Below are 22,566 nucleotides of genomic sequence, written 5' to 3' on the forward strand. Positions count from 1 at the left end.
AGCACCATGGCCACGACTTCCCCTGTTTCATCAATCACTCCCAGCTTGCTGGCGCTGCAAAGTGCGCGCAAGTCGTACAACGTGGGGCTGGCAAGCGAGGTAGAAGTGCTGCATGGCATCGATCTGCAATTGCAGGCCGGGGAGTTTGTGGCACTGGTGGGGCCATCTGGTTCGGGCAAAAGTACCTTGCTCAATATTCTGGGTTTGCTGGAGCCGATGACCGCAGGCCGCTACTGCCTGCAAGGCCAAGAAACCAGCCAGCTCAGCGATGAAGGTTTGACGCTGCTGCGCCGTCAGGCGCTGGGTTTTGTGTTCCAGTTCCACCATTTGCTACCGGCATTCACAGCGCTGGAAAACGTTACGCTGCCAGCCTTGATGGCCCATGGAGTGGTTACGGGGCAGGACAAGGCGCGGGCCACTGAGCTGCTCAAAGCCGTAGGCTTGGCGCAAGCGCTGCACAAAAAACCGTCTGAGTTGTCTGGCGGTATGCAGCAGCGTGTGGCGATTGCACGGGCCTTGGTGCATCAGCCACCCTTGGTACTGGCCGATGAGCCTACGGGCAATCTGGATACGCAAGCTTCTCAGGAGGTGTTCACGCTGCTGCGTGACATACACGCCAGCCAAGGCACCGCATTCTTGATCGTGACCCATGACCCGCGCATGGCCGAGCGCTGTGACCGGCTGGTGGAGGTGGTGGACGGGCTGATTGCCCGGGATACGCACACGCCGCATCCCTAGTGTTTGGGGCTGCTAACGCTGACCTGTAAAGCGCTGGCAGCTCATTGCTTGAGTGAAGCTGCGCGCAGGGTTTGCAGCATGCCATGCAAAATCAGGCACTGCGCCAGGTAGTACGTGCCCAGCACCCAGAGGTAGGCGCCCGCAATGGGCTGCACAAACCTGTCCAAGGCCAGAACGGTGTCGCTGACCATGAAACTGACCGCGCCCCACGCTACCGTGCGGGCCGCTGCGGTGTGCAGCACGGTGGCGCGCCCCAGTGCCTGGGCCGCCATCAGGCCAATCACCAGCACGTAGATGGCCACAGGGATGCGCATTGCCGTGGGCAGGCCATGCGTCCACAAATACCCATAGGCAACAGCCCCGGCAGCGATGCATGCGGCAAGGCCCAACCGGCTGGCCAGCCATGGCGCATCGCGCTGAAACAGGGCGATGTAGCAAACGTGGGCCAGTAAAAATGCCACCAGTCCTGCCAGAAAGCCTTGTGGCATGAGCAGGCAGACATCGCCCACCATGCTCAGTGCCAGCCCTGCCAGCAGCAGGTACATGCTTTTCTTCAGCGGGCTGCGGCCTGCGACGACCCCCACGCAGATCAGTGCCAGCACCATGGTCAGCGGTTTGAACAATGCGTAGGCCGAGAAGTAGCCCCAGTGCGCACTGAACATGGCCAGCACGCCGCATGCGGCCATGGCCCATTGCAGGGGATGAATACGGTGGGGGCTGAGCGTTGAGGAGCTGGGCATGTTCTCAGTGTGTGATGACTGTGCTGACATGGGCATTGGTGCCGACCCTGCCCGTTCTGGCAAAGACACTGCACATCGCATTCTCTGGCGCCGGTGCGCTTTCGTGGTTTCCCTTAAAATTGCAGCCCTTCACCCTCTTGCAACGCGCGGCAGCAGTCGCGCCAGAACCGTCCCCCATCCAGTGTCATACGCACCAGAAACACGGCGTCGCCGCACCTTTGCCATCATTTCCCACCCTGACGCGGGTAAGACCACGCTGACGGAAAAGCTGTTGCTGTTCTCGGGAGCGATCCAGATCGCCGGGGCGGTGAAGGGGCGCAAGGCATCGCGCCACGCCACCTCTGACTGGATGGAGATTGAAAAGCAGCGCGGTATCTCGGTGGCCTCATCGGTGATGCAGATGAGCTACCGCGACCACGTGATCAACCTGCTGGACACGCCCGGTCACAAGGACTTCTCGGAAGACACCTACCGTGTGCTGACGGCCGTGGATTCGGCGTTGATGGTGATTGATGCGGCCAACGGTGTGGAATCGCAGACCCGTCGCCTGATTGAGGTGTGCCGCCAGCGCGACACGCCCATCATTACCTTCGTCAACAAGTTTGACCGGGAAGTGCGCGACCCGCTGGACATTCTGGACGAGGTGGAGCGCGAGCTGGGCATGCCTTGCTGCCCTATCACCTGGCCTGTTGGTCAGGGCAAAAGCTTCGGCGGCATCATCAACCTGCGCACGCAGAGCATGACGGTGTTCACCCCTGGCAGCGACCGTGGCCCCAAGGACTTTGAAGTCATTGCTCTGAGCGAAGCCGACCGTCTGCGCGCCCGATTTGGCAAGGCTTTTGACGATGCGCTGGAGTCCATGGAGTTGGCCGTGGGCGCATCGGCAGAGTGGAGCCATGAAGACTTTCTGGCTGGCAGGCTCACGCCCGTGTTCTTCGGCTCCGGTGTGAACAACTTTGGTGTGATGGAAGTGCTGGATGCCGTGGTCGACATGTCGCCCCCGCCTGGCCCGCGCGTGGCTTTCACGGAAGTGAACCGCAACCGCGAAGAAAAAATCATTCACCCTGAAGACAAGAACTTCTCGGGCGTGGTGTTCAAGGTGCAGGCCAATATGGACAGCAACCACCGCGACCGCATTGCCTTTGTGCGCGTGGCCTCGGGCAAGTACACACCGGGCATGAAGATGAAGGTGCAGCGCACCGGCAAGGAATTGCGTCCCACCAGCGTGGTGACCTTCATGAGCCAGCGCCGCGAAGCCGTCGATGAGGCCTACGCAGGCGACATCATTGGTTTCACCATTCACGGCGGTGTGCAGCTGGGCGACTCGATCACCGACGGGCCCAACCTGCAATTTACCGGCCTGCCTTTCTTTGCCCCGGAAATGTTCATGACCGTGGTGCTCAAGAACCCGCTGCGTACCAAGCAGCTGCAGCAAGGTCTGATGCAGCTGGGCGAAGAGGGTGCGATTCAGGTGTTCAAGCCCGACGTTGGCGGCAACATGCTGCTGGGCGCTATCGGCCAGCTGCAGTTTGAAGTGGTGCAGCACCGCCTGAAGACCGAGTACGACTGCGACGTGCGTCTGGAAGGCTGCCAGTACACCAGCGCACGCTGGATTACGGCCGACAGCGCCGCCGATCTGCGCGAGTTCGAGAACGCCTATCCGCTGCGTCTGGCGCACGATGCGGCCGACACACTGGCTTATCTGTGCACCAGCCCTTACGACGTGCGTCTGGCGCAAGAGCGTTTTCCCAAGATTCATTTCCACCCCCTGCGCGAACACGCCGGCCTGGCGCTGGGTAGCGCCAACTAAAGCACCCCCTGAGCGGCTTTGCCGCTTCCCCCTGTCTCGCTGCGCGGGAGGGGGGCGACGCCCTCACTGCGGGGCGGCCCTTGCTCGGCATCCCGCCGATGGGCTGCGCCCAGTGCAAGTGTCATCTGCCCTGTACTTTGAGAGTTTGCTGTGAGCCAAGAATTTCTGCGTCCTTTGTCTGAGCTGCCCGTTCCTGCCAACTTGCTGGGCGTGCTGACCGATATTGATGACACGCTGACCACCGATGGTGTGGTGCCCGAGCACGTGGTGGCTGCGATTGCGCGCCTCAAGGATGCGGGGCTGAAAGTGGTGCCGATTACAGGCCGCCCTGTGGGCTGGAGCGTACCGTTTGCGCGTGCCTGGCCTGTGGAGTCCATCGTGGCCGAAAACGGTGCGGTGGCGCTGCGCCGCAATGCCGAAGGCGGGCTGGACAAGCTGTACCAGCAAGACGACGACACGCGTGTGCACAACTTTGCCAAGATGCAGGAAGTGCTGGCGCAGATCGAAGCCACTGTGCCCGGTGCGCAGCGTGCTACCGACTCGCATGGCCGTGAGTGCGACATTGCGGTGGACCACAGCGAGTTCACCACCATGTCGCAAGCCCATATCGATGCCTGCGTGGCCATCATGAAGGCTGCGGGCATGAATGCCACGGTCAGCTCGATTCACATCAACGGCTGGTTTGGCGAGCACAACAAGCTTGAAGGTGCGCGCTGGATCGTGCGTGAGCTGTTCGACCTGGATCTGGACGCTACGCTGGGCCAGTGGGTGTATATCGGCGACTCCACCAACGACCAGTTGATGTTCCAGAACGTGCCGCTGTCTGTGGGTGTGGCCAATATTGCGCGCTTTGTGCCGCACCTGCAGCACCTGCCCCGCTATGTGACCGAGGCCGAGCGGGGCGACGGTTTTGTACAGCTGGCAGACCATTTGCTAAATAAATAATAGCTGTTAGCGCTTATGCAGCAATGTTCTTAGATATATTTATATCTGAAAACATTGCTGGGTAAGCGATGGTAGCTATTAAAAAAGCCAGCAGGCATCGCACTGCTGGCTTTTTTTGTGGGCGCAAAGATCAATCCAGGCTGACGTTGGCCTTGGTGATCACGCCTTTGTACATGGCAGAGTCCTGGTCAATCAGCTTCTGGAAATCAGCCGGCGTGCTGCCAACGCCGCCAAAGCCCAGCTGGGTGAGCTTGGTTTTCACTTCGGGCGATTGCACGGCCTGGGCAATGGTTTTGGACAGCTTGTCCACGATGGGCTGGGGCGTGCCCTTGGGGGCCAGAATGCCCACCCACGAATTCATGATGAAGCCGGGAAAGCCCGCTTCTTCCATGGTGGGCACATCGGGCTCGTTGGGCCAGCGCTGCTTGGAGGCCACGGCCAGCACCTTGATCTTGCCGGTCTTGGCATGGGGCATGGGCACCAGCAAGGGGTCAAACAGCATGTCCACCTGGCCCGACATCAAGTCCGCCAAGATGGGCGCGCTGCCGTTGTAGGGCACGTGCTGGGCGTTGAGCTGGTTTTCCTGCGCAAAGCGCGCACCAATCATGTGGGCGCTGGCACCAGTGCCGCTGGAGGCGTAGTTGAGCGGGTTTTTCTTGCCGTATTCGGCCAGTTCCTTGGCATTTTTCACCGGCAGCTTGTTGGAGGTGAACAGGAACATGGGCAGATCCGCCACATGACTGACCGCCACAAAGTCGCTGGGCTGGTAGGGCAGCTTTTTGTACAGCGACATGTTCACGGTGTAGGCCGCCAGCACGCTCACAAAGTTGTAGCCATCAGCGGGTGCGCGAGATGTCTGTGCCACACCAATGGTGCTGTTGGCACCGGGCTTGTTTTCAATCACCACGGGCTGGCCCAGACGCTTGCTCACGGCCTCAAACACCGTGCGGCTGACGATGTCGGTAGAGCCACCGGGCGTGTAAGGCACGATCAGGCGGATGGGTTTGGTGGGCCAGCTGGCAGCGTCTTGTGCCACGCTGTGGCTGGCGAATGCCAAGGTGGACAGAGCCAGTGCAGCAGCGAAGGTGGTGCGGCGACCAAGGTGTGTGACGAAAGCCATGGGAATGTCTCCAGTTCTTGTGTTGTGCAGGCAGTCTGTGCTGCCTCTCCCAAAATGTCTTCTTGAATTAATCAAGGCGACATTTGCACCACTGTAGGAACGAAGTGCAAGCAGGGGGGTGGGGGCAATCCCTTGGGTGTTGTCGCTAGGGCGTCAGCGCCACGGGTTCTGGCGATGTGGCCCTTGCCGAGTGGAAGGCGCTGGAGCTTGTCTTTTCACGTGGCAGTGACAGCTGCGGTATGGCTGCATATATCTGCTTAGCTGCTTAGCTGTTTAGCTGCTTCGGTAGATTGGCCGCGCCTTTGTGCTGCGTGAAGCCAGATGTCCATCCCCACAGCCAGTTCATCGAAAACTGGTGGTGCAGACGCTGCACCAAGCCGCGCAGGCAGCGCAGGCCGTGAGTAACGAGGCCGCGCGCAGTGGCGCTGAGAGCGGGCGCCAGCACCTCGCGGAGGTGAAGGGGAAAGGCAAAAAGAACAGGACAAGTCCTGCACAGATAGGTGCGGGTGGCCCGGGCTGCATCGTTGCAGCAAGGCCCTGCACTCCCGGCCTTGTGCAGGGCTTGCCTCAGATTCAGGTATTGCGCGCAAGCACCGGCTGGATGGCGCTGCCCGTGTGTGTGCCCAAGGCCACCACTTCTTCTGGCGTGCCTGCCGCCACAATCTGTCCGCCACCGGTGCCGCCTTCGGGGCCCAGGTCAATGATCCAGTCGGCTTCGGCAATCACGTCCAGATCGTGCTCAATCACGATCACGCTGTGGCCGGCGTCCACCAGACGGTGCAGTACACGGATGAGCTTGTCCACGTCGGCCATGTGCAGGCCCACGGTGGGCTCGTCCAGCACGTACAGCGTGTGGGGAGCCTTGTTGCCGCGTTTGGTGACATCGTCGCGTACCTTGGTCAGCTCCGTCACCAGCTTGATGCGCTGCGCCTCGCCGCCGGACAAAGTGGGTGAGGGCTGGCCCAGGGTGAGGTAGCCCAGCCCCACGTCTTTGAGCAGTTGCAGCGGGTGCGCAATGTTTTGCATGCTGGCGAAGAACTCGACCGCCTCGTCCACTTCCATTTGCAGTACGTCGCCAATGCTCTTTCCGCGCCAGCTGACAGCCAGCGTCTCGGGGTTAAAGCGCGCACCACGGCAGGTTTCGCAGGGCACTTTCACATCGGGCAGGAAGCTCATCTCGATGGTGCGCATGCCCTGGCCTTCACAGGCTGGGCAGCGGCCTTCGCCGGTGTTAAAGCTGAAGCGCCCTGCGCCGTAACCACGGGCTTTGGCCTCCAGCGTGTCGGCAAACAGCTTGCGGATCGTGTCCCAGAAACCGATATAGGTAGCGGGGCAGCTGCGTGGTGTTTTGCCAATCGGCGTCTGATCCACTTCCAGCACACGGTCGATACCTTCGGTGCCCCATACGGCTTCGCAACCTACCAGCGCTGGGGTGTTGCCTGAGGCCATGGCTTCACGGCCTGCCTTGGTGCTGCGCTGGCTGACGATGCTGGCCACATTGGCCAGCAGCACATCGCGTGCCAGGGTGGATTTGCCGGAACCCGATACGCCGGTGACGGCCACCAGCCGCTTGAGCGGCACGCTGGCCTCAATGTCCTGCAGGTTATGCAGGTTGGCGCCGTTGACGATCAACCAGTGCAGCGGGCCGGTGTCTTTGACCGGGTTTTGCAGCTCTGCATTCAGCGCTGCGCTGTCGGCTGCCAGTGCAGCGGCGGCATCGGCCGCGATTTGTTTTTTGGTGCGCTTTTTGGGCTTGGGGGCATCTTCCTGTACGGGGATCGATGCCGCATCTGCCACGCCATGCACCGGGCGGCGGGGCTGGAAGGGGTGGCGCATGGCATGCAGCAAGTAGCGGCCAGTCTGCGAATCTGGGGCCACCATGATGTCTTCGGGTTTGCCCTGAGCCACCAGCATGCCGCCGCGTTTGCCTGCGCTGGGGCCAATGTCGATCACGTGATCGGCACGGCGGATGGTGTCTTCATCGTGCTCCACCACCACCAGCGTGTTGCCCTTCTCGCCCAGCTTGTGCAGGGCATTGAGCAGGATGTGGTTGTCGCGTGCGTGCAGGCCAATCGTGGGTTCATCCAGTACGTAGCACACGCCTTGCAGATTGCTGCCCAGCTGTGCCGCCAGACGAATGCGCTGGGCCTCACCACCGGACAGCGTGGGTGCACCACGTTCGAGGGTGAGGTAGTTCAGTCCGACTTCTTCCAGAAACTCCAGACGCCCCAGAATTTCTGGCAGCAGATCACGTGCGATATCGGTTTCGCGCCCTGTGGTTGACAGGTTCTGGAACCAGTGGCGCAGATCAGTGACCGACATTTGTGCCAGTTGCGTGATGGCCTTGCCGTGGAACTGCACGGCCCGCGCACGTGCGTTCAGGCGCGTGCCCTGGCAGGTAGGGCAGGTGCATTCTTCCAGGTCTTCGACCTCGTTGGCGGTCAGCGTCAGCTCGCGCCCCCGGTTGTCTTCTGCCAGCGTGCTGTCGTCGTAGACCTTGCGCTGATCCTTGGTCAGTTTGACGCCAGTGCCTACGCAATCCGGGCACCAGCCGTGCTTGCTGTTGTATGAGAACAGGCTGGGCTCCAGCTCTGCGTAGCTGGTGGCACAAATGGGGCAGGCGCGCTGGGTGGAGTACACCTGCAGCGTGCCCACGCCTTTGCCCTGTTCGGGGGCCGCGATGGCGGCTTCCAGCGTGGCAATGCCTGACAGCACGTGCACCACGCCTTTGCCAATCTCCAGTGCCTTGGCAAGTTGCGCACGCAACTCTTTTTCGTTGGCAGCGCTGACCTTGAAGCTGGCCACGGGCAGCTCGATCGTGTGTTCCTTGAAGCGGTCCAGACGCGGAAAGCCGGTGGTCGGCAAGAAAGCGCCGTCCACGCGCAAATGCGTGTAGCCCCTGGGGCGGGCCCAGTCGGCCAGCTCGGTGTACACGCCCTTGCGGTGCACCACCAGTGGCGACAGCAGGCCGATGTGCTGGCCCTTGAATTGCGTGAGCAGCTGCGCAGCAATACGCTCGGGCGTCTGGGGCTCGACGGCTGCGCCGTCGTGCACGCAGTGCTGGGTGCCCAGCTTGACGTACAGCAGGCGCAGAAAGTGCCAGACCTCGGTGGTTGTGCCCACGGTGGATTTGCGCCCGCCGCGTGACAGGCGCTGCTCAATCGCCACTGTGGGGGGGATGCCCCACACGGCATCCACTTCGGGGCGGCCCGCCGGTTGCACGATGGAGCGGGCATAGGCGTTCAGCGATTCGAGGTAGCGGCGCTGGCCCTCGTTGAACAGAATGTCGAACGCCAGCGTGGACTTGCCGGAGCCAGAAACACCAGTCACCACATTGAATTTGCCGCGTGGAATTTCCACGCTCAGGCCCTTCAAATTGTGTTCACGTGCATTGACAATCTCAATCGCATTTTTGCCTTCCTTCACTTTGCGCGCGGGCGCTGACAGCTCTTTTTTGTAGAGCATGGGGGCTACTTCTTCCACCAGCTGACCACCCACACCCATGGCCAGGTCGTACTCACGCAGCGCCTGTGCCGTGTGTGAGCCGGGCACCTGGCGTACGTCTTCGGGCGTGCCCTGGGCAATGATCTGGCCTCCGGCGTCACCGCCTTCGGGGCCCAGGTCAATGAGCCAGTCGCTGGCGCGAATGACGTCCAGGTTGTGCTCAATGACGATCAGGCTGTTGCCCGCCTCCAGCAGCTTGCGCAGTGCGCGCATCAGCTTGGCAATGTCTTCAAAGTGCAGGCCCGTGGTGGGTTCGTCAAACAGGAACAGCGTGCCTTTGCGGGCAATTTTCTGTTTGGATTTGGATGCGGTTTTGGCGGCCTCGGCCAAGAAACCTGCCAGCTTCAGGCGCTGTGCTTCGCCACCCGACAGTGTCGGCACGGGCTGGCCCAGCTTGACGTACTCCAGACCCACATCCACGATGGGCTGCAGCGCGCGGATCACGTCAGCATCGTGTGCAAACAGCATGGCGGCTTCAGCCACGGTCAGCTCCAGCACATCGCTGACGTTGAAGGCGCGTTCGCCGCGTTCGATGGTGACTTCCAGAATCTCGTCGCGATAACGACTGCCATTGCAATCGGGGCAACGCAGGTACACGTCGGAGAGAAACTGCATCTCCACATGTTCAAAGCCCGAGCCCCCGCAGGTGGGGCAGCGGCCATCGCCACTGTTAAAGCTGAACTTGCTGGCGGTGTAGCCGCGCTGTGCAGCCAGAGGCGCCAGTGCAAACAGCTCACGCAGGCTGTCCCACGCGCCCACATAGCTGACGGGGTTGGAGCGTGCGGTTTTGCCAATGGGCGACTGGTCCACAAACACCACATCGGCCAGGTGATCGGCGCCCAGCAGGCGGTCGTACAGACCCGGGCTGTCCGTGGGTTTGCCAAAGTGGCGCATGAGCGCTGGGGCGAGGATGTCCTGAATCAGCGAAGATTTTCCGGAACCCGAAACCCCTGTGATCGTGACCAGACGCTGCAAGGGAAAGTTCACTTGCAGGTTTTGCAGGTTGTGCTCGCGAGCACCTTCCAAAATCAGGCGTGGCGTGGCGTCGGTCACCATGCGCTTGACGCCAAAGCCCACTTGCTTGCGGCCACCCAGATAGGCGCCGGTCAGCGTGTCGGCATGGCGCAGTGCCTGCGGCGTGCCATCAAACACAATCTGTCCACCCCGTGCGCCGGGACCCGGGCCCATGTCGATCATGCGGTCTGCGGCAAACATGACGGCAGGGTCATGCTCCACGACCACCAGGGTGTTGCCTGCATCACGCAGGCGGTGCATGGCCTGCGTGATGCGCTCCATATCGCGCGGGTGCAAGCCAATGCTGGGTTCATCCAGCACAAACAAGGTGTTCACCAGCGACGTGCCCAGAGCCGTGGTCAGGTTGATGCGCTGCACCTCCCCGCCGGACAGGGTGCGGCTTTGGCGATCCAGCGTGAGGTAGCCAATGCCGACATCGACAAGGTATTTCAGGCGGGTGCCAATTTCTTCGTTAAGCAGTTTGAGGGCTTGCAGCTCACCGTCTGGCAAACCCGTCTGATTGGCCAGGTGCAGGCTTTCAAAAAAGCTGCGCAGCCGGGTGATGGGCAGGCGCATCAGGTCATGCAGGCACAGGCCGGGCAGGGCCTCCAGCTGGGCACGGCTCCATGCCACGCCCGCAGGCATAAAACGCTGCTCGGGCGGCAGCACGGCATCAGCCTGTGCTTTGCTGCCCATGCGCCACAGCAGGCTTTCGGTTTTCAGGCGCGCTCCTGAGCACGTCGGGCATTGTGTGTAGCTGCGGTATTTGGACAGCAGCACACGGATGTGCATCTTGTAGGTTTTGGTTTCGAGGTATTCAAAAAAGCGGCGAATGCCGTACCACTGCTTGTTCCAGGTGCCCTTCCACAGTGGCGAGCCGTGAATCACCCAGTGCTTGTGCTCGGCAGACAGCTTGCTCCAGGCAATATCACGCGGAATCCCTTCTGCCTCTGCGTGGCGCAAAAGGTCATCCTGTATCTCCTGCCAGGCCGGGGTCTGGATGGGTTTGATGGCACCCGTGCGCAGCGTGAGCTTGTCGTTGGGAATAACCAGCCCCCAGTCCACGCCAATGACCCGGCCAAAACCACGGCAGGCGTCGCAGGCGCCAACCGCAGAGTTGAACGAGAACAGCGAAGGCATGGGCGCGGTGTAGCTGAGGTTGCTCTCAGGGCAGTGCAGGCCCTGAGAGAAGCGCCAGGTGTATGCATCGCCCTCTTCGGGCATGACATACACGGTCAGGTGACCGTTGCCGCGCTTCAGAGCCACCTCAATGGCTTCCATGGCGCGCGCACGTTCCACGCGGCTGAAGCGGAAGCGGTCGGCCACCACATCCAGCACCTTGATTTTTTCAGGCGGCGCAGCCTTTGGCTTTTTGCCCTTGACGGGCTCTTCAGTGGGCGCAGCACGTTCCACTTCGCGCTCGGCCTGTACTTTGGTAAAGCCGCTGGCGGACAGCCATTGCTCAACTTCTTGCTGAGATGTGTTGGCGGGCAGCTCGACCGGGAAGGTCAGTGCAATGCGCGGATCACCGGCCTGCTCTGCGCGTTTTTGCAGCGCTGCAAAAATCGATTCGGCCGTGTCATGCTGCACCGGCAGTGTGGTCTGGCTGTCGAACAGGTGAGACGCGCGGGCAAAGAGCAGCTTGAGGTGGTCATTGAGCTCGGTCATCGTGCCCACGGTGGAGCGTGAATTGCGCACCGGATTGGTCTGGTCGATCGCAATCGCGGGCGGAACGCCTTCCACACGGTCTACTGCGGGTTTGTCCATGCGATCGAGGAACTGGCGCGCATAGGCACTGAAGGTTTCGACATAGCGGCGCTGGCCTTCGGCGAACAGCGTGTCGAATACCAGACTCGACTTACCCGAACCACTGGGGCCTGTGACCACAGTTAATTCGCCGGTGCGAATGTCCAGGTCCAGGTTTTGCAGGTTGTGCTGGCGGGCGCCACGGATGCGAATCAGGCCTTGGGTCATGGTGTGCGGTGTTGGGTGCAAAAACAAAGCGGCCAATCATTCTAGGCAGGCGCACCCCGTTTGTCGGTCACCGCAGGGAATGTGCCTGCAGATATGCCGGTAAGCAAAAAAGGGCTTGCCAGCGTGGCAAGCCCTTTGGGGGAACTCGTGGCGCTGCGGATGGCTACTTGCGCGCTGTCTCCAGGGCGCGGTTAATGCCCAAAGCCACCAGCGTACAGACAGCGCCAGACAGTAAGTACCCGCCCACGGCGATAGGGCCAAAATGCGAAGACAGGTACAAGGCCACCAATGGTGCCATGGCCGCACCCAGCAGCCATGCCAGATCGGCTGAATAGGCCGCTCCCACGTAGCGGAAACGGCGAGAGAAGTTGGCCGTGACGGTGCCTGAGGACTGCCCATAGGACAGCCCCAGCAGTGCAAAGCCCACCAGGATGAAGACGTTCTGGCCCGCTGTGCCGCCACTGAGCAGCATGGGCGCAGCAAAACTGAACAGGCCAATCAGTACCGCCATGGCCCCCAGCGTGTTGCGGCGCCCAAACCTGTCAGCCATCCAGCCAGACAGCACCATGGCGGCGCAGGCGATCAGTGCCCCTAGCACTTGCACCCACAAAATGGCGGTTACCGAGGCATCGCCATACAGCGTCATCCAGGACAGGGGAAACACGGTGACCAGGTGGAACAGGGCAAAGCTGGCCAGAGCTGCCAGGGCACCCAGAAATACGTTTTTCCCTTCACCGCTGTGGATCATTTCAAAAGTGCGTGAAGGGGTCAGCTCCATGGTCTTGAACATGTTGGCGTAGGTGTCATCGGCCACCAGGCGCAAACGTGCAAACAGCGCGACGACGTTGATAGCAAAAGCGACACAGAAGGGGTAGCGCCAGCCCCATGTGGTGAACTCTTCAATGGACAGCTGGTTGTAGATGAAGGCAAATATGGAGGCTGCAACCACAAAGCCGATGGGTGCACCCAGCTGGCCAATCATGGCGTACCAGCCCCGTTTTTCTTTGGGGGCACTCATTGCCAGCAAAGACGGCAGTCCCTCCCAGGAGCCGCCCACGGCAAGGCCCTGGGCAATACGCAGCCCGATGAGCCACCAGATTGCTATGGTCCCGAGGCTGTCATACCCCGGCAGCAACGCAATACCTACTGTGGCGCTGCCCAGCAGGAACAGCGCAATGGTCAGCTTGGGTGCCATGCCCCAGCGCCGCTGTATGACCATGCCCAGGGCAGTGCCCACAGGGCGGGCAATAAACGCCAGAGCAAACACCGCAAAGGCGGCGAGCATGCCGTCGAGCGTGGACAGGAACGGGAAGAAGACGTGCGGAAATACCAGCACGCAGGCGATGCCAAAGACGAAGAAATCAAAGTACTCTGATGCGCGGCCAATGATCACGCCCGCTGCAATTTCACCTGGGGTGACTTCTTCGTCACGATGGACAGTCGGGAGCAGGGGGGCGGCACCCGATACGGGGCCAGAGTGTGCAAGTCCTGTCATGGTGCAAATCTCCTCGAAGCGATGCACCACTTGTACGCGGCTTGATTCGTGTCAACAAGCGAGTTTTATCTGTCAGACTTGTAGGAAAAGGGTTTGTGGGGATGCTGAAGCTACACAAAAGTAGCAAAGACCACGGATCAAGCAGGGTGTTGTGCTGTTGTTTAGCTGCCCCAATTTGGGGAGCTCTTGACATTTATCAAGAGGTTTCTCTTATTTCAGTATGTCCTGAAAAATCAAGGATTTAGGGGTTGTTTGACGGGTGTCAATTGACATGGGTGCGCGTTGAATGCCTACATAAAGACAGCACACGGCACTGTGTTGAGCTTTGATAGACAAGAAGAAGATGGGCGAGAAGAGTAAATTCGGCTGGTTTTGTAATCCGCGTTTACACCTAACAACGCGCGTTTTTCGCGTTAACAGCATGCCTACATCCACGGAAACCCGCGGGCCAGCCTGGCTCGCTGCGGCTGCTTTACTTGCGACCCTGACGGGCTGCAGTAAAGCTGTCGTACTCAATCCCGCAGGGGACGTTGCTGCTCAGCAAGGCGACTTGGTGGTGACAGCCACCTTGTTGATGCTGGTCATCATTGTTCCTGTGATCCTACTGACCTTGTTGTTCGCCTGGAAGTATCGCCAGTCCAACAACGAAGCTGAATACGATCCTGAGTGGCACCACTCGACCGCTCTGGAGCTGGTCATCTGGAGTGTCCCTCTGATCATCATCATTGCGCTGGGCACACTGACTTGGATCACGACCCATAAGCTCGATCCCTACCGTCCCCTGGACCGTATTTCTGAGACCAAGCCGTTGGATCCCAACGTGAAGCCTCTGGAAGTGCAGGTCGTTGCCATGGACTGGAAGTGGATGTTCATTTATCCAGAGCAAGGTATTGCGACGGTCAATGAGCTGGCAGCACCCGTGGATCGCCCGATCCTCTTCAAGCTGACTGCCACCAACACCATGAGTGCTTTCTACGTGCCTGATCTGGCCGGCATGATCTATGCAATGCCTGGCATGCAGACACAGTTGAATGCGGTGATCAACCGCGAAGGCGTGTTCCGTGGCCTGAACTCGCACTACAGCGGTGCAGGTTTTTCTGGCATGACATTCAAGTTCCATGGCCTGAGCAACGAAGGCTTTGACGCCTGGGTGCAAAAGGCCAAGGACGAAAACACTGTGCTCGATCGCGACAGTTATTTGAACCTGGTCAAGCCTAGTGAGCGTCACCCTGTGACCCGTTTCTCCTCTGTGCAAGAAGGCTTGTACGACCGCGTACTGAACATGTGCGTGGAAGAAGGAAAGATGTGCATGCACCACATGATGGCCATCGACGCTGCTGGCGGCGCGGCCTACATGAAGGCGGCGGGTTTGAACCTGCCTGACGATGTGTGCTCTGTCGAAAACGCTGACCAAGTCGTGGCCCTGATGGACCAACGCGCTTTGGCACAGCAGTAAGCAGTTTTGACGGAAGGAAGGCTGGCTGCGGCCGGTCTTTCGGCCATTTAGCAAGAGACTCGATATGTCTGAACCAACAACAATGCCCCACGATCCGCTCCTCGGGCGGATTACCTGGGACTCCATACCGATGGTGCATGAGCCCATCGTGCTGTGGACCTTTATTGCCGTGGTGCTTGGCGGTCTGGTGATGCTCGCAGCACTGACCAAATTCAAGCTCTGGGGCCCGCTGTGGCGTGACTGGATCTGCTCGATCGACCACAAGAAGATCGGCATCATGTACATCATCCTCGGTATCGTCATGCTGCTGCGTGGCTTTGCCGACGCAGTGATGATGCGTATCCAGCAGGCGATGGCCTTTGGTGACAACCTGGGCTACCTGCCGCCTCACCACTACGACCAGATTTTCACGGCGCACGGCGTGATCATGATTTTCTTTGTGGCCATGCCTTTGGTCACGGGTTTCATGAACTACCTGATTCCGCTGCAGATCGGTGCGCGTGACGTTTCCTTCCCCTTCCTGAACAACTTCTCCTTCTGGATGACCACCACCGGTGCCATCTTGGTGATGGTGTCCCTGTTCCTGGGTGAGTTCTCGACATCGGGCTGGCTGGCACTGTCTAACCTGGGCAATCAAAATCCCGGGGTGGGGCTGGATTACTACATCTGGGCGCTGCAGTTATCGGGTGTGGGTACGACGCTTTCGGGTATTAACCTGATCGTCACCATCATCAAGATGCGCGCTCCAGGCATGAATCTGATGAAGATGCCTGTCTTCGTATGGACTTCGCTGTGTACCAATGCACTGATCGTGGCTTCGTTCCCGATCTTGACTGCAGCTTTGGTGCTGATGTCCATGGACCGCTACTTTGGCACCAACTTCTTCACGAACGAGCTGGGCGGCAACCCCATGCTGTACGTGAATCTGATCTGGATCTGGGGCCACCCTGAGGTCTACATCCTGATCTTGCCTGTGTTCGGTATCTTCTCCGAGATCGTTGCTACGTACTCCAAGAAGCGCCTGTTCGGCTACACCTCCATGGTGTATGCGACCGTGTGTATCACTGTGCTGTCGTGGTTGGTGTGGCTGCACCACTTCTTCACCATGGGCTCGGGGGCGGCGGTCAATACCTTCTTTGGTATCACCACGATGATCATCTCGATTCCTACGGGCGCGAAGATCTTCAACTGGCTGTTCACCATGTACAAGGGCCGCATCGAGTTCAAGCCGCCCATGCTGTGGACCATCGGTTTCATGTGTACCTTTGCCATTGGCGGTATGACTGGCGTGCTGCTGGCTGTGCCTCCTGCTGACTTTGTGCTGCACAACTCGCTGTTCCTGATCGCTCACTTCCACAACGTGATCATTGGTGGCGTGGTGTTTGGTCTGCTGGCTGGTATCAACTACTGGTTCCCCAAGGCGTTTGGCTACCGACTCAATGAGTTCTGGGGCAAGGTGTCCTTCTGGTGCTGGCTGGTGGGTTTCTGGGTTGCGTTCACACCCTTGTACATCCTGGGTCTGATGGGCGTGACACGCCGTGCCAATCACTTTGATGACCAATCCCTGCAAATCTGGTTCGTGATTGCTGCCGTGGGTGTGGCCATCATTGCTGCCGGTATCGGTGCTTTCTTGCTGCAACTGGTGGTGTCTTACTTCCAGCGCGACAAGCTGCGCGACAACAATGGCGACACATGGGGCTCTGGCCGTACGCTGGAGTGGGCAACTTCCTCGCCACCTCCCGTGTACAACTTCGCCAAGACACCTGTGGTTCACGATGTGGACGCCTGGTGGGACATGAAAAAGCACGGCTATCAGCGTCCTACAAAGGGCTTTGAAGACCTGCACATGCCCTCGAACACAGGCGCTGGCTTCGTTATCTCGATGATCGCCATGGTGCTGGGCTTCGCGCTGATCTGGCACGTCTGGTGGCTGGCCATCGTGTCGTTCATTGGCGTGGTCGTGTCTTCGATCATCCACACCTTCAACTACAACCGCGACTACTACATTCCTGCAGCTGAAGTGCAGGCAACAGAAGACGCACGTACTGAACAGCTCGCACGCCATGTCTAATACATCTATTCAAGCGGGTCAGCGCGAGTACCATCCCGCGCACGAACCCCATCCAGAAAACGGCACCTCGCTGGGCTTCTGGCTGTACCTGATGAGCGACTGCCTCATCTTTGCAGCACTGTTTGCTACATGGGGTGTATTGGGCCGCAGCTACGCCGGTGGCCCCACTGGCGCTGAGCTTTTCAGCCTGGAGCTGGTGGCCATCAACACGGCCTTCTTGCTGTTGTCTTCGCTGACCTTTGGTCTGGCGATGCTGCAAAAGCAAAAGAAGAATGTGAATGGCACTTTGGGCTGGCTGGCCGTGACTGGCTTGCTGGGTCTGGCCTTCGTGGGCGTGGAAGTGTATGAGTTCATGCACATCTACCACACCGGTGCGACGATCCAGACCAGCGCTTTCCTGTCGTCCTTCTTCACACTCGTGGGCACCCACGGTCTGCACGTGTCTTTCGGCTTGATCTGGTTGGTCGTGCTGATGGTGCAAATCAAGCAAAAGGGCCTGATCCATGCCAACGTTCGTCGCCTGAACTGCTTGTCCATGTTCTGGCACTTCTTGGATGTGGTCTGGATTGGTGTGTTCACCTTTGTGTATCTGATGGGGGTGCTGTAAATGAGCGCACACGATATTCACGCTGGTCATGGTGACCACCACGAAGAGCATGACGACCTGCACGTCACTTCGGGTGACTACATCAAGGGCTTTATCCTGGCCGTTATCCTGACGGTCATTCCTTTCTGGCTGGTGATGGCCGATGTGATCCAGAACCGCACGACTGTGGTGATGGTGCTGGGCCTGTTCGCTGTGGTTCAGGTGGTGGTGCACATGGTGTACTTCCTGCACATGAACGGCAAGATCCAGGGCGGCTGGACCATGATGTCCACGATCTTTGCGATCGTATTCGTGATCATTACCTTGGCGGGAACGCTCTGGGTGATGTTCCACATGAACGCCAACATGATGCCGGCGCACAAGGACATTCCTGCACTGAGCCAGCCCGCAGCCCCTGTGGCCGCGCCTGTAGCACCCGCAGCGCAAGAAGCGGTGGCACCTGAGGCTGTGCAAGAGCAGGCTGCTCCAGCAGCACCTGCTGAGCACGGCGGCCACGCCAAGTAATGATGGTTGACACCCCGAGGGCGCGAGAGCGCTCTCGCTCCACCTTCGTGAAGGCGGTGCTCGCAATAGCGGGCATCGCCCTTTTTTTTGCCTTCATCAGTCTGGGGACCTGGCAGGTGCAACGCCGCGCCTGGAAGCTGGACCTGATTGAACGTGTCAACGAGCGGGTGCACAGCCAGCCCGTGGCCGTACCGGCGCAGGCTTTATGGCCGCAACTGACACCTGACACCCACGAATACCTGGCCGTGCAGGCACAGGGCCAGTGGATGGAAGGGCGCAGTGTGCTGACGCAGGCCGTAACGGAGCTGGGTGCCGGATTTTGGCTGCTCACACCGCTGCAGCAGGCCGATGGCACGCAATTGCTGGTCAACCGAGGCTTCATCCCTGCGCAGGAGCGCAAAGCCGTGACAGAGCGTATAGCTGCAGCATCACCAGATGCTGCGGGTGATACCGTGACCGTGACGGGCTTGCTGCGTTTGAGCGAGCCCAAGGGGGGCTTCATGCGCGAGAACGCACCCAGTGAAGACCGCTGGCATTCACGCGATGTGCAAGCCATTGCACAGGCCAAGGGGCTGGACCGTGTAGCCCCGTTCTTTGTTGACCAGGGCGTGCCCGGCCAGCCGGTGGCGACCACCTGGCCCAGGGCGGGCTTGACGGTGATTCAGTTCACCAACACCCACGCAGTCTATGCACTGACCTGGTATGGCCTGGCGCTGATGGTGCTGGGTGCTGCGTGGCTGGTGGTGCGCCATGAAAAGCGCAAGCAGGCTCGGCACGCTGAGGCTTGACCGCTGGTGCCGTGCAGCACATGCACGCAACAAAAAAGGCCACATCTGTGGCCTTTTCTATAGCTGATCACGCTTGCTGAATCTGGGTTGGAATCAGCGTGACGGTCTCTTGGCTGCTGCGGCGTTAGCCCACGATGTAGTGGTCAATCAGCAGGGCAGCGAACACGCCGCTCAGGTGGATCAGTGAGAAGCGGAAGGTCTTGCGGGCCAGAGCGTCTGAATAATTCATCCACAGGCGCAGCGCATACCAGCTAAAGCCCAGACACAGCACCGAGGCTACGGCCAGATACAGCCAGCCGCTCATGCCAAAAATGACGGGCAGCAGGCAGCCCGCGAACAGCACCAGGGTGTACAGCAAGATTTGCAGCTGCGTGTACTTGGGGCCGTGGGTGACGGGCAGCATGGGCAGGCCGGACTGGCGGTAATCCTCGACGCGGTACAGCGCCAGCGCCCAGAAGTGGGGAGGTGTCCACAGGAAGATGATCAAGAACAGAATCAGCGCTTCAGGGCCGACATTGCCGGTCATGGCGGCCCAGCCCAGTACGGGGGGCATGGCACCCGAGGCTCCGCCAATGACGATGTTCTGGGGCGTGGCGGGCTTGAGGATGACGGTGTAGATCACCGCATAGCCAATGAAGGTGGCCAGCGTCAGCCACATGGTCAGCGGATTGGTGAAGGCCAGCAAGATGGTGGCACCCGTCAGGCACAGGATGGCGGAGAACGCCAGCGCTTGCTGTGGCGACAGCTCGCCCTTGGCCGTGGGGCGCCAGCTGGTGCGCTTCATCTTGGCATCAATATGGCGCTCGACCAGACAGTTGAACGCTGCAGCTGCCGCCGAGACGAACCAGATGCCCAGACAGGCCACGGCCATATGGCCCAGCTGCGCCAGCGTTGGCAGGCCGGGCACGGCCAGCACCATGCCAATCAGGGCGCAAAACACAATCAGCTGTACCACGCGGGGCTTGGTCAGTGCGTAAAACTGGCTCCAGCGGGAGCTGGAAGACTCGCTCAAAGCTTGTGCATTCATGCAGCAACTCTCCGTGCGCCGTGGGGCGCTTTTTTATCTTCTTGCAGCGTGGGGACGCTGTCGGTGCGGGTGGCAGCCAGCGCCCAGGTCATCACGGTGACCAGGGCAGCAGCGCCGCCGGTATGTAAAACCGCAGCCACCAAAGGCCAGTCCAATACAACGTTGGACAGGCCGGTGATGAACTGCAGCGTGATCAGGCCCAGCAGCCACTGGCGCTGGCTGTGCAAAGCAGGCTGGCGGCGCATGGCATACACCAGGGCCAGCATGGCAGCGACCACCACGTAGGCAGCCAGACGGTGCACGTAGTGGATGGCAGTTAACGCAGCAAAGCTGATGTGGCTGCCATCAGACAGCATGCCCAGAGGGCGCCACAGCTCAAAAGCCTGCGCAAAATTCATGTCTGGCCAGTAGCTGCCTTGGCAGCTGGGGAAGCTGGAGCAGGCCAGGACGGCGTAGTTGGTGCTGACCCAGCCGCCCAGTGCCACTTGTACAAAAAGCAGCGCAAAACAGGCCCACAGTCCCGCGCGCAGCCGGGCAGAGATGGGGGCCGGCGGCTGGCGCAGCACGGCTTGCTGATGGCCCACCGCCTGCATGCACAGCAGCACCAGCAGGAACAGGCCGCCCAGCAGGTGCAGGGTGACGATGGCAGGGAACAGCTTCATGGTCACGGTCAGCGCACCAAAAGCGCCTTGCACCAGGACCCAGAACAGCGTGAATGTGGCTAGGGCGGGGTGGCGCATGCCCTGCAAGGGTGTTTTCCGATGTTCACGCCATGCCAGCACCATCAGGGCAATGATGAGTACGCCCACCATGGTGGCCAGATAGCGGTGAATCATCTCTACCCAGGCTTTGCTGAGCGTGACGGGGCCTGTGGGCATGGCTGCCTCGGCCATGGCGATTTCGTGGGTGGCTCCAAAGGGGCTGGAGTTGCCGTAGCAGCCCGGCCAGTCAGGGCAGCCCAGGCCGGAATCCGTCAGGCGCGTGAAGGCGCCAAACATCACCAGATCAAAGGTGAGAAACAAGGTCAGCAGGCCCAGTGCCTGCAGGCGACGCGCAGAGCCTGCTCCACGGTTGCGCCTCCACACCCACAGCAAGGGTGCCAGCGCAATGACAGCGCCCAGCGCCATCAATTCAAGCAGCGGCGCTAAATCGTAAAGAGGCTGTTCGCCCATCAGCACTCCTCAAGCAATGGCTGAAACATGGTCCGACGAAAATCTGGCAGCCCTGTGCGGTGCTGTCAGGCAAAGTGTCTCCGAATGACCCGCGCTGCGGGCTAGGCGCTTTATCTGCTGCAAAGCGGCCGGATGGCGATCATTCAGCCGGAACAGGCTACAGATTTGCACGACGCCCTCTAAGCGCCTATTGGGCAAAACCTTGATCTTGCGCAGATTCTATATTTCGTGAGTGTGTTGTGCAGGCGAGGGGCGCAAAGCTGGCATGGCGCTATGAGGTCTTATCTATAAAAAAGGAGCTGCTAGCGTATATCAGTCAACGTTTTCGATATGAAAACACTTTGAAAACATTGCTGGGTAAGCCCGGGCAGCTCCCTTTTAAGATGCTGTGTTGGCTGCGGCCAGCAGGCGCGGCAGATCAGCCATGTTGTCGAAGACAAACGTTGCCCCCGCTGCCCGCAATTGCTCGGGTGTGGAGTGGGCGCTGACCCGGGGGCAGTAGCCCCAGACAGTGGAGCCGGCGCGCACACCTGCGGTAAGGCCGGGTACCGAGTCTTCAATCACCAGGCACTTTTGGGGCGCAATGCCAACGGCCGCTGCGGCTGCCAGATACACGTCGGGCCAGGGCTTGGTGCGCGGCAGGTCGTGTCCGCTGAAAACAAGTTCACCAAAATAAGGCAGCATGCCCACCTTCTCCAGCTGCATGAGCACCTTGGGCTTGTCAGCCCCAGAAGCCACGGCGATGTTGCCGCGCAGCTGCGTGTGTACCTGGCGCACGGCGTCGAGCGCGCCGTTCACGGCTACCAGCTCGGCACGCAGGCGTACATTGCGCCGCTCATAAAACTCGGCCATCCAGGCATCGCTCAACGGCTTGCCGGTTTGCGCCTCTATGCGGGCGGTTTCGCTGCGTACGGTTTTGCCAATGAAGATGCGCATGCAGTCGTCTTCTGACAGTACCCAGCCGGCCTCGTTGAGCATGGCGTGCAGCACGCGGTTGGTGATGAGTTCGCTGTCGACCAGAACGCCGTCACAGTCGAACAAGATGGCTTCAAATGGCATGGCTGTTCGTGCAGGGGGTGCCTGCGCAAAAAAGAGTAAAAGGGAGCGATAAATTCAAAACTGATCGCCGTCGACGTAGAACCAGCGGTTTGCTTCGCAGACAAAGCGGCTGCGCTCATGCAGACGAACGGCGCGGCCCGCCGCGCGATAGCGGGCCACAAATTCAACTTCGGCAGTGCTGGCACCCGTGGTTTTGAAGTCTTTGACCTGCAGACCCAGCCATTTGGCACCCGCTTCAAAGTCCAGCTCTGCAGGGCGCTGGCTGCTGTGCCAGGTGGCCAGCAGGTAAGCCGCGTTTTCCAGCACAAAAGCGCTGTAGCGCGAGCGCATCAGTTGCTCGGCATCCGGGGCGGGCGTGGTGTCAAAGTGCTCTACAAAGCGGCCACAGCAGTCTGTGTAAGCCACGGCTTTGCCCTTGGCAGTGGTGCGCCCGCAGGGGCAGGCGGCGCGGGGCTGCAAATCCATAGGTCAGAAATGAAAATCGGTGATGGGGCAATTTTGGGTCAAAAAATGCGGACGTGCTGCGACTGGGTTTGTTCGAC

At 60.0% G+C, this 22,566-nt stretch carries 15 protein-coding genes and 1 pseudogene; 8 read left to right on the forward strand and 8 right to left on the reverse strand.

Going from position 1 to position 22,566, the window contains the following annotated elements:
* Positions 1 to 6 precede the first annotated feature (6 nt).
* Positions 7 to 738 (forward strand): ABC transporter ATP-binding protein, encoded by a 732-nt coding sequence (locus tag IB213_RS17370; protein WP_192408085.1) that lies wholly within the window; start codon positions 7 to 9, stop codon positions 736 to 738.
* Between the two features lie 41 nt (positions 739 to 779).
* Here IB213_RS17370 and IB213_RS17375 read toward each other — a convergent pair whose 3' ends face one another.
* A complete protein-coding gene (locus IB213_RS17375) occupies positions 780 to 1,478 on the reverse strand; it encodes a lysoplasmalogenase (protein WP_192408087.1) in 699 nt (232 codons plus the stop codon).
* A 181-nt stretch (positions 1,479 to 1,659) separates the two neighbouring features.
* Between IB213_RS17375 and IB213_RS17380 the strand changes: the two genes are divergently transcribed.
* Together IB213_RS17380 and IB213_RS17385 are read left to right on the forward strand one after the other, a co-directional pair.
* Positions 1,660 to 3,288, forward strand: a complete 1,629-nt coding sequence (locus IB213_RS17380; RefSeq protein ID WP_191724242.1) for a peptide chain release factor 3 — start codon at positions 1,660 to 1,662, stop codon at positions 3,286 to 3,288.
* Positions 3,289 to 3,438: 150 nt separating this feature from the next.
* Positions 3,439 to 4,233 carry an HAD-IIB family hydrolase gene (locus tag IB213_RS17385; protein WP_192408089.1) on the forward strand — a complete coding sequence of 265 codons (795 nt, stop codon included), beginning with the start codon at positions 3,439 to 3,441 and terminating at the stop codon, positions 4,231 to 4,233.
* 130 nt (positions 4,234 to 4,363) lie between these two features.
* On the opposite strand, the gene IB213_RS17390 is transcribed toward IB213_RS17385, so the two are convergent.
* The 3 genes from IB213_RS17390 to IB213_RS17400 all read right to left on the reverse strand — a co-directional run bounded on the left by IB213_RS17390 (position 4,364) and on the right by IB213_RS17400 (position 13,340).
* The gene (locus IB213_RS17390) at positions 4,364 to 5,353 is read right to left on the reverse strand and encodes a tripartite tricarboxylate transporter substrate binding protein (RefSeq protein ID WP_192408091.1); all 990 of its coding nucleotides are present in this window, start codon (positions 5,351 to 5,353) and stop codon (positions 4,364 to 4,366) included.
* 573 nt (positions 5,354 to 5,926) lie between these two features.
* On the reverse strand, positions 5,927 to 11,845 hold the full coding sequence (uvrA, locus tag IB213_RS17395) for an excinuclease ABC subunit UvrA (RefSeq protein WP_192408093.1): 5,919 nt from the start codon (positions 11,843 to 11,845) through the stop codon (positions 5,927 to 5,929).
* 163 nt (positions 11,846 to 12,008) lie between these two features.
* The gene (locus IB213_RS17400; RefSeq protein ID WP_192408095.1) at positions 12,009 to 13,340 is read right to left on the reverse strand and encodes an MFS transporter; all 1,332 of its coding nucleotides are present in this window, start codon (positions 13,338 to 13,340) and stop codon (positions 12,009 to 12,011) included.
* 421 nt (positions 13,341 to 13,761) lie between these two features.
* Here IB213_RS17400 and cyoA point away from each other — a divergent pair, with 421 nt between their 5' ends.
* The 5 genes and pseudogenes from cyoA (at position 13,762) to IB213_RS17425 (ending at position 18,766) form a co-directional block, all read left to right on the forward strand.
* Positions 13,762 to 14,796 (forward strand): ubiquinol oxidase subunit II, encoded by a 1,035-nt coding sequence (gene cyoA / locus IB213_RS17405; protein ID WP_191724237.1) that lies wholly within the window; start codon positions 13,762 to 13,764, stop codon positions 14,794 to 14,796.
* 64 nt (positions 14,797 to 14,860) lie between these two features.
* Entirely contained in the window at positions 14,861 to 16,867 is a 2,007-nt protein-coding gene (gene cyoB / locus IB213_RS17410; RefSeq protein WP_191724236.1) for a cytochrome o ubiquinol oxidase subunit I, read from the forward strand.
* Positions 16,860 to 17,474: a cytochrome o ubiquinol oxidase subunit III gene (gene cyoC / locus IB213_RS17415; protein WP_191724235.1), complete on the forward strand. Its 615-nt coding sequence runs from the start codon at positions 16,860 to 16,862 to the stop codon at positions 17,472 to 17,474. Before cyoB ends, cyoC begins: the two co-directional genes overlap by 8 nt.
* Positions 17,475 to 17,897: pseudogene (gene cyoD, locus IB213_RS17420) on the forward strand (cytochrome o ubiquinol oxidase subunit IV); the annotation flags it as partial. It abuts the gene before it with no gap.
* Positions 17,898 to 17,980: 83 nt separating this feature from the next.
* On the forward strand, positions 17,981 to 18,766 hold the full coding sequence (locus IB213_RS17425) for an SURF1 family protein (protein ID WP_192408141.1): 786 nt from the start codon (positions 17,981 to 17,983) through the stop codon (positions 18,764 to 18,766).
* A gap of 124 nt (positions 18,767 to 18,890) precedes the next feature.
* Here IB213_RS17425 and cyoE read toward each other — a convergent pair whose 3' ends face one another.
* From cyoE to IB213_RS17445, 4 genes are all read right to left on the reverse strand, one after another.
* Positions 18,891 to 19,793, reverse strand: coding sequence for a heme o synthase (gene cyoE / locus IB213_RS17430; protein ID WP_192408099.1), 903 nt, complete (start codon positions 19,791 to 19,793; stop codon positions 18,891 to 18,893).
* Positions 19,790 to 20,965, reverse strand: coding sequence for a heme A synthase (locus IB213_RS17435; RefSeq protein ID WP_191724231.1), 1,176 nt, complete (start codon positions 20,963 to 20,965; stop codon positions 19,790 to 19,792). Before IB213_RS17435 ends, cyoE begins: the two co-directional genes overlap by 4 nt.
* Before the next feature lie 378 nt (positions 20,966 to 21,343).
* A complete protein-coding gene (locus IB213_RS17440) occupies positions 21,344 to 22,024 on the reverse strand; it encodes an HAD family phosphatase (RefSeq protein WP_192408101.1) in 681 nt (226 codons plus the stop codon).
* A 54-nt stretch (positions 22,025 to 22,078) separates the two neighbouring features.
* On the reverse strand, positions 22,079 to 22,489 hold the full coding sequence (locus IB213_RS17445; RefSeq protein ID WP_192408103.1) for a YchJ family protein: 411 nt from the start codon (positions 22,487 to 22,489) through the stop codon (positions 22,079 to 22,081).
* Positions 22,490 to 22,566: the final 77 nt, after the last annotated feature.

Source organism: Comamonas sp. CMM02, from assembly GCF_014851485.1.
GTDB classification, from domain to species: Bacteria; Pseudomonadota; Gammaproteobacteria; order Burkholderiales; family Burkholderiaceae_C; genus Comamonas; species Comamonas avium.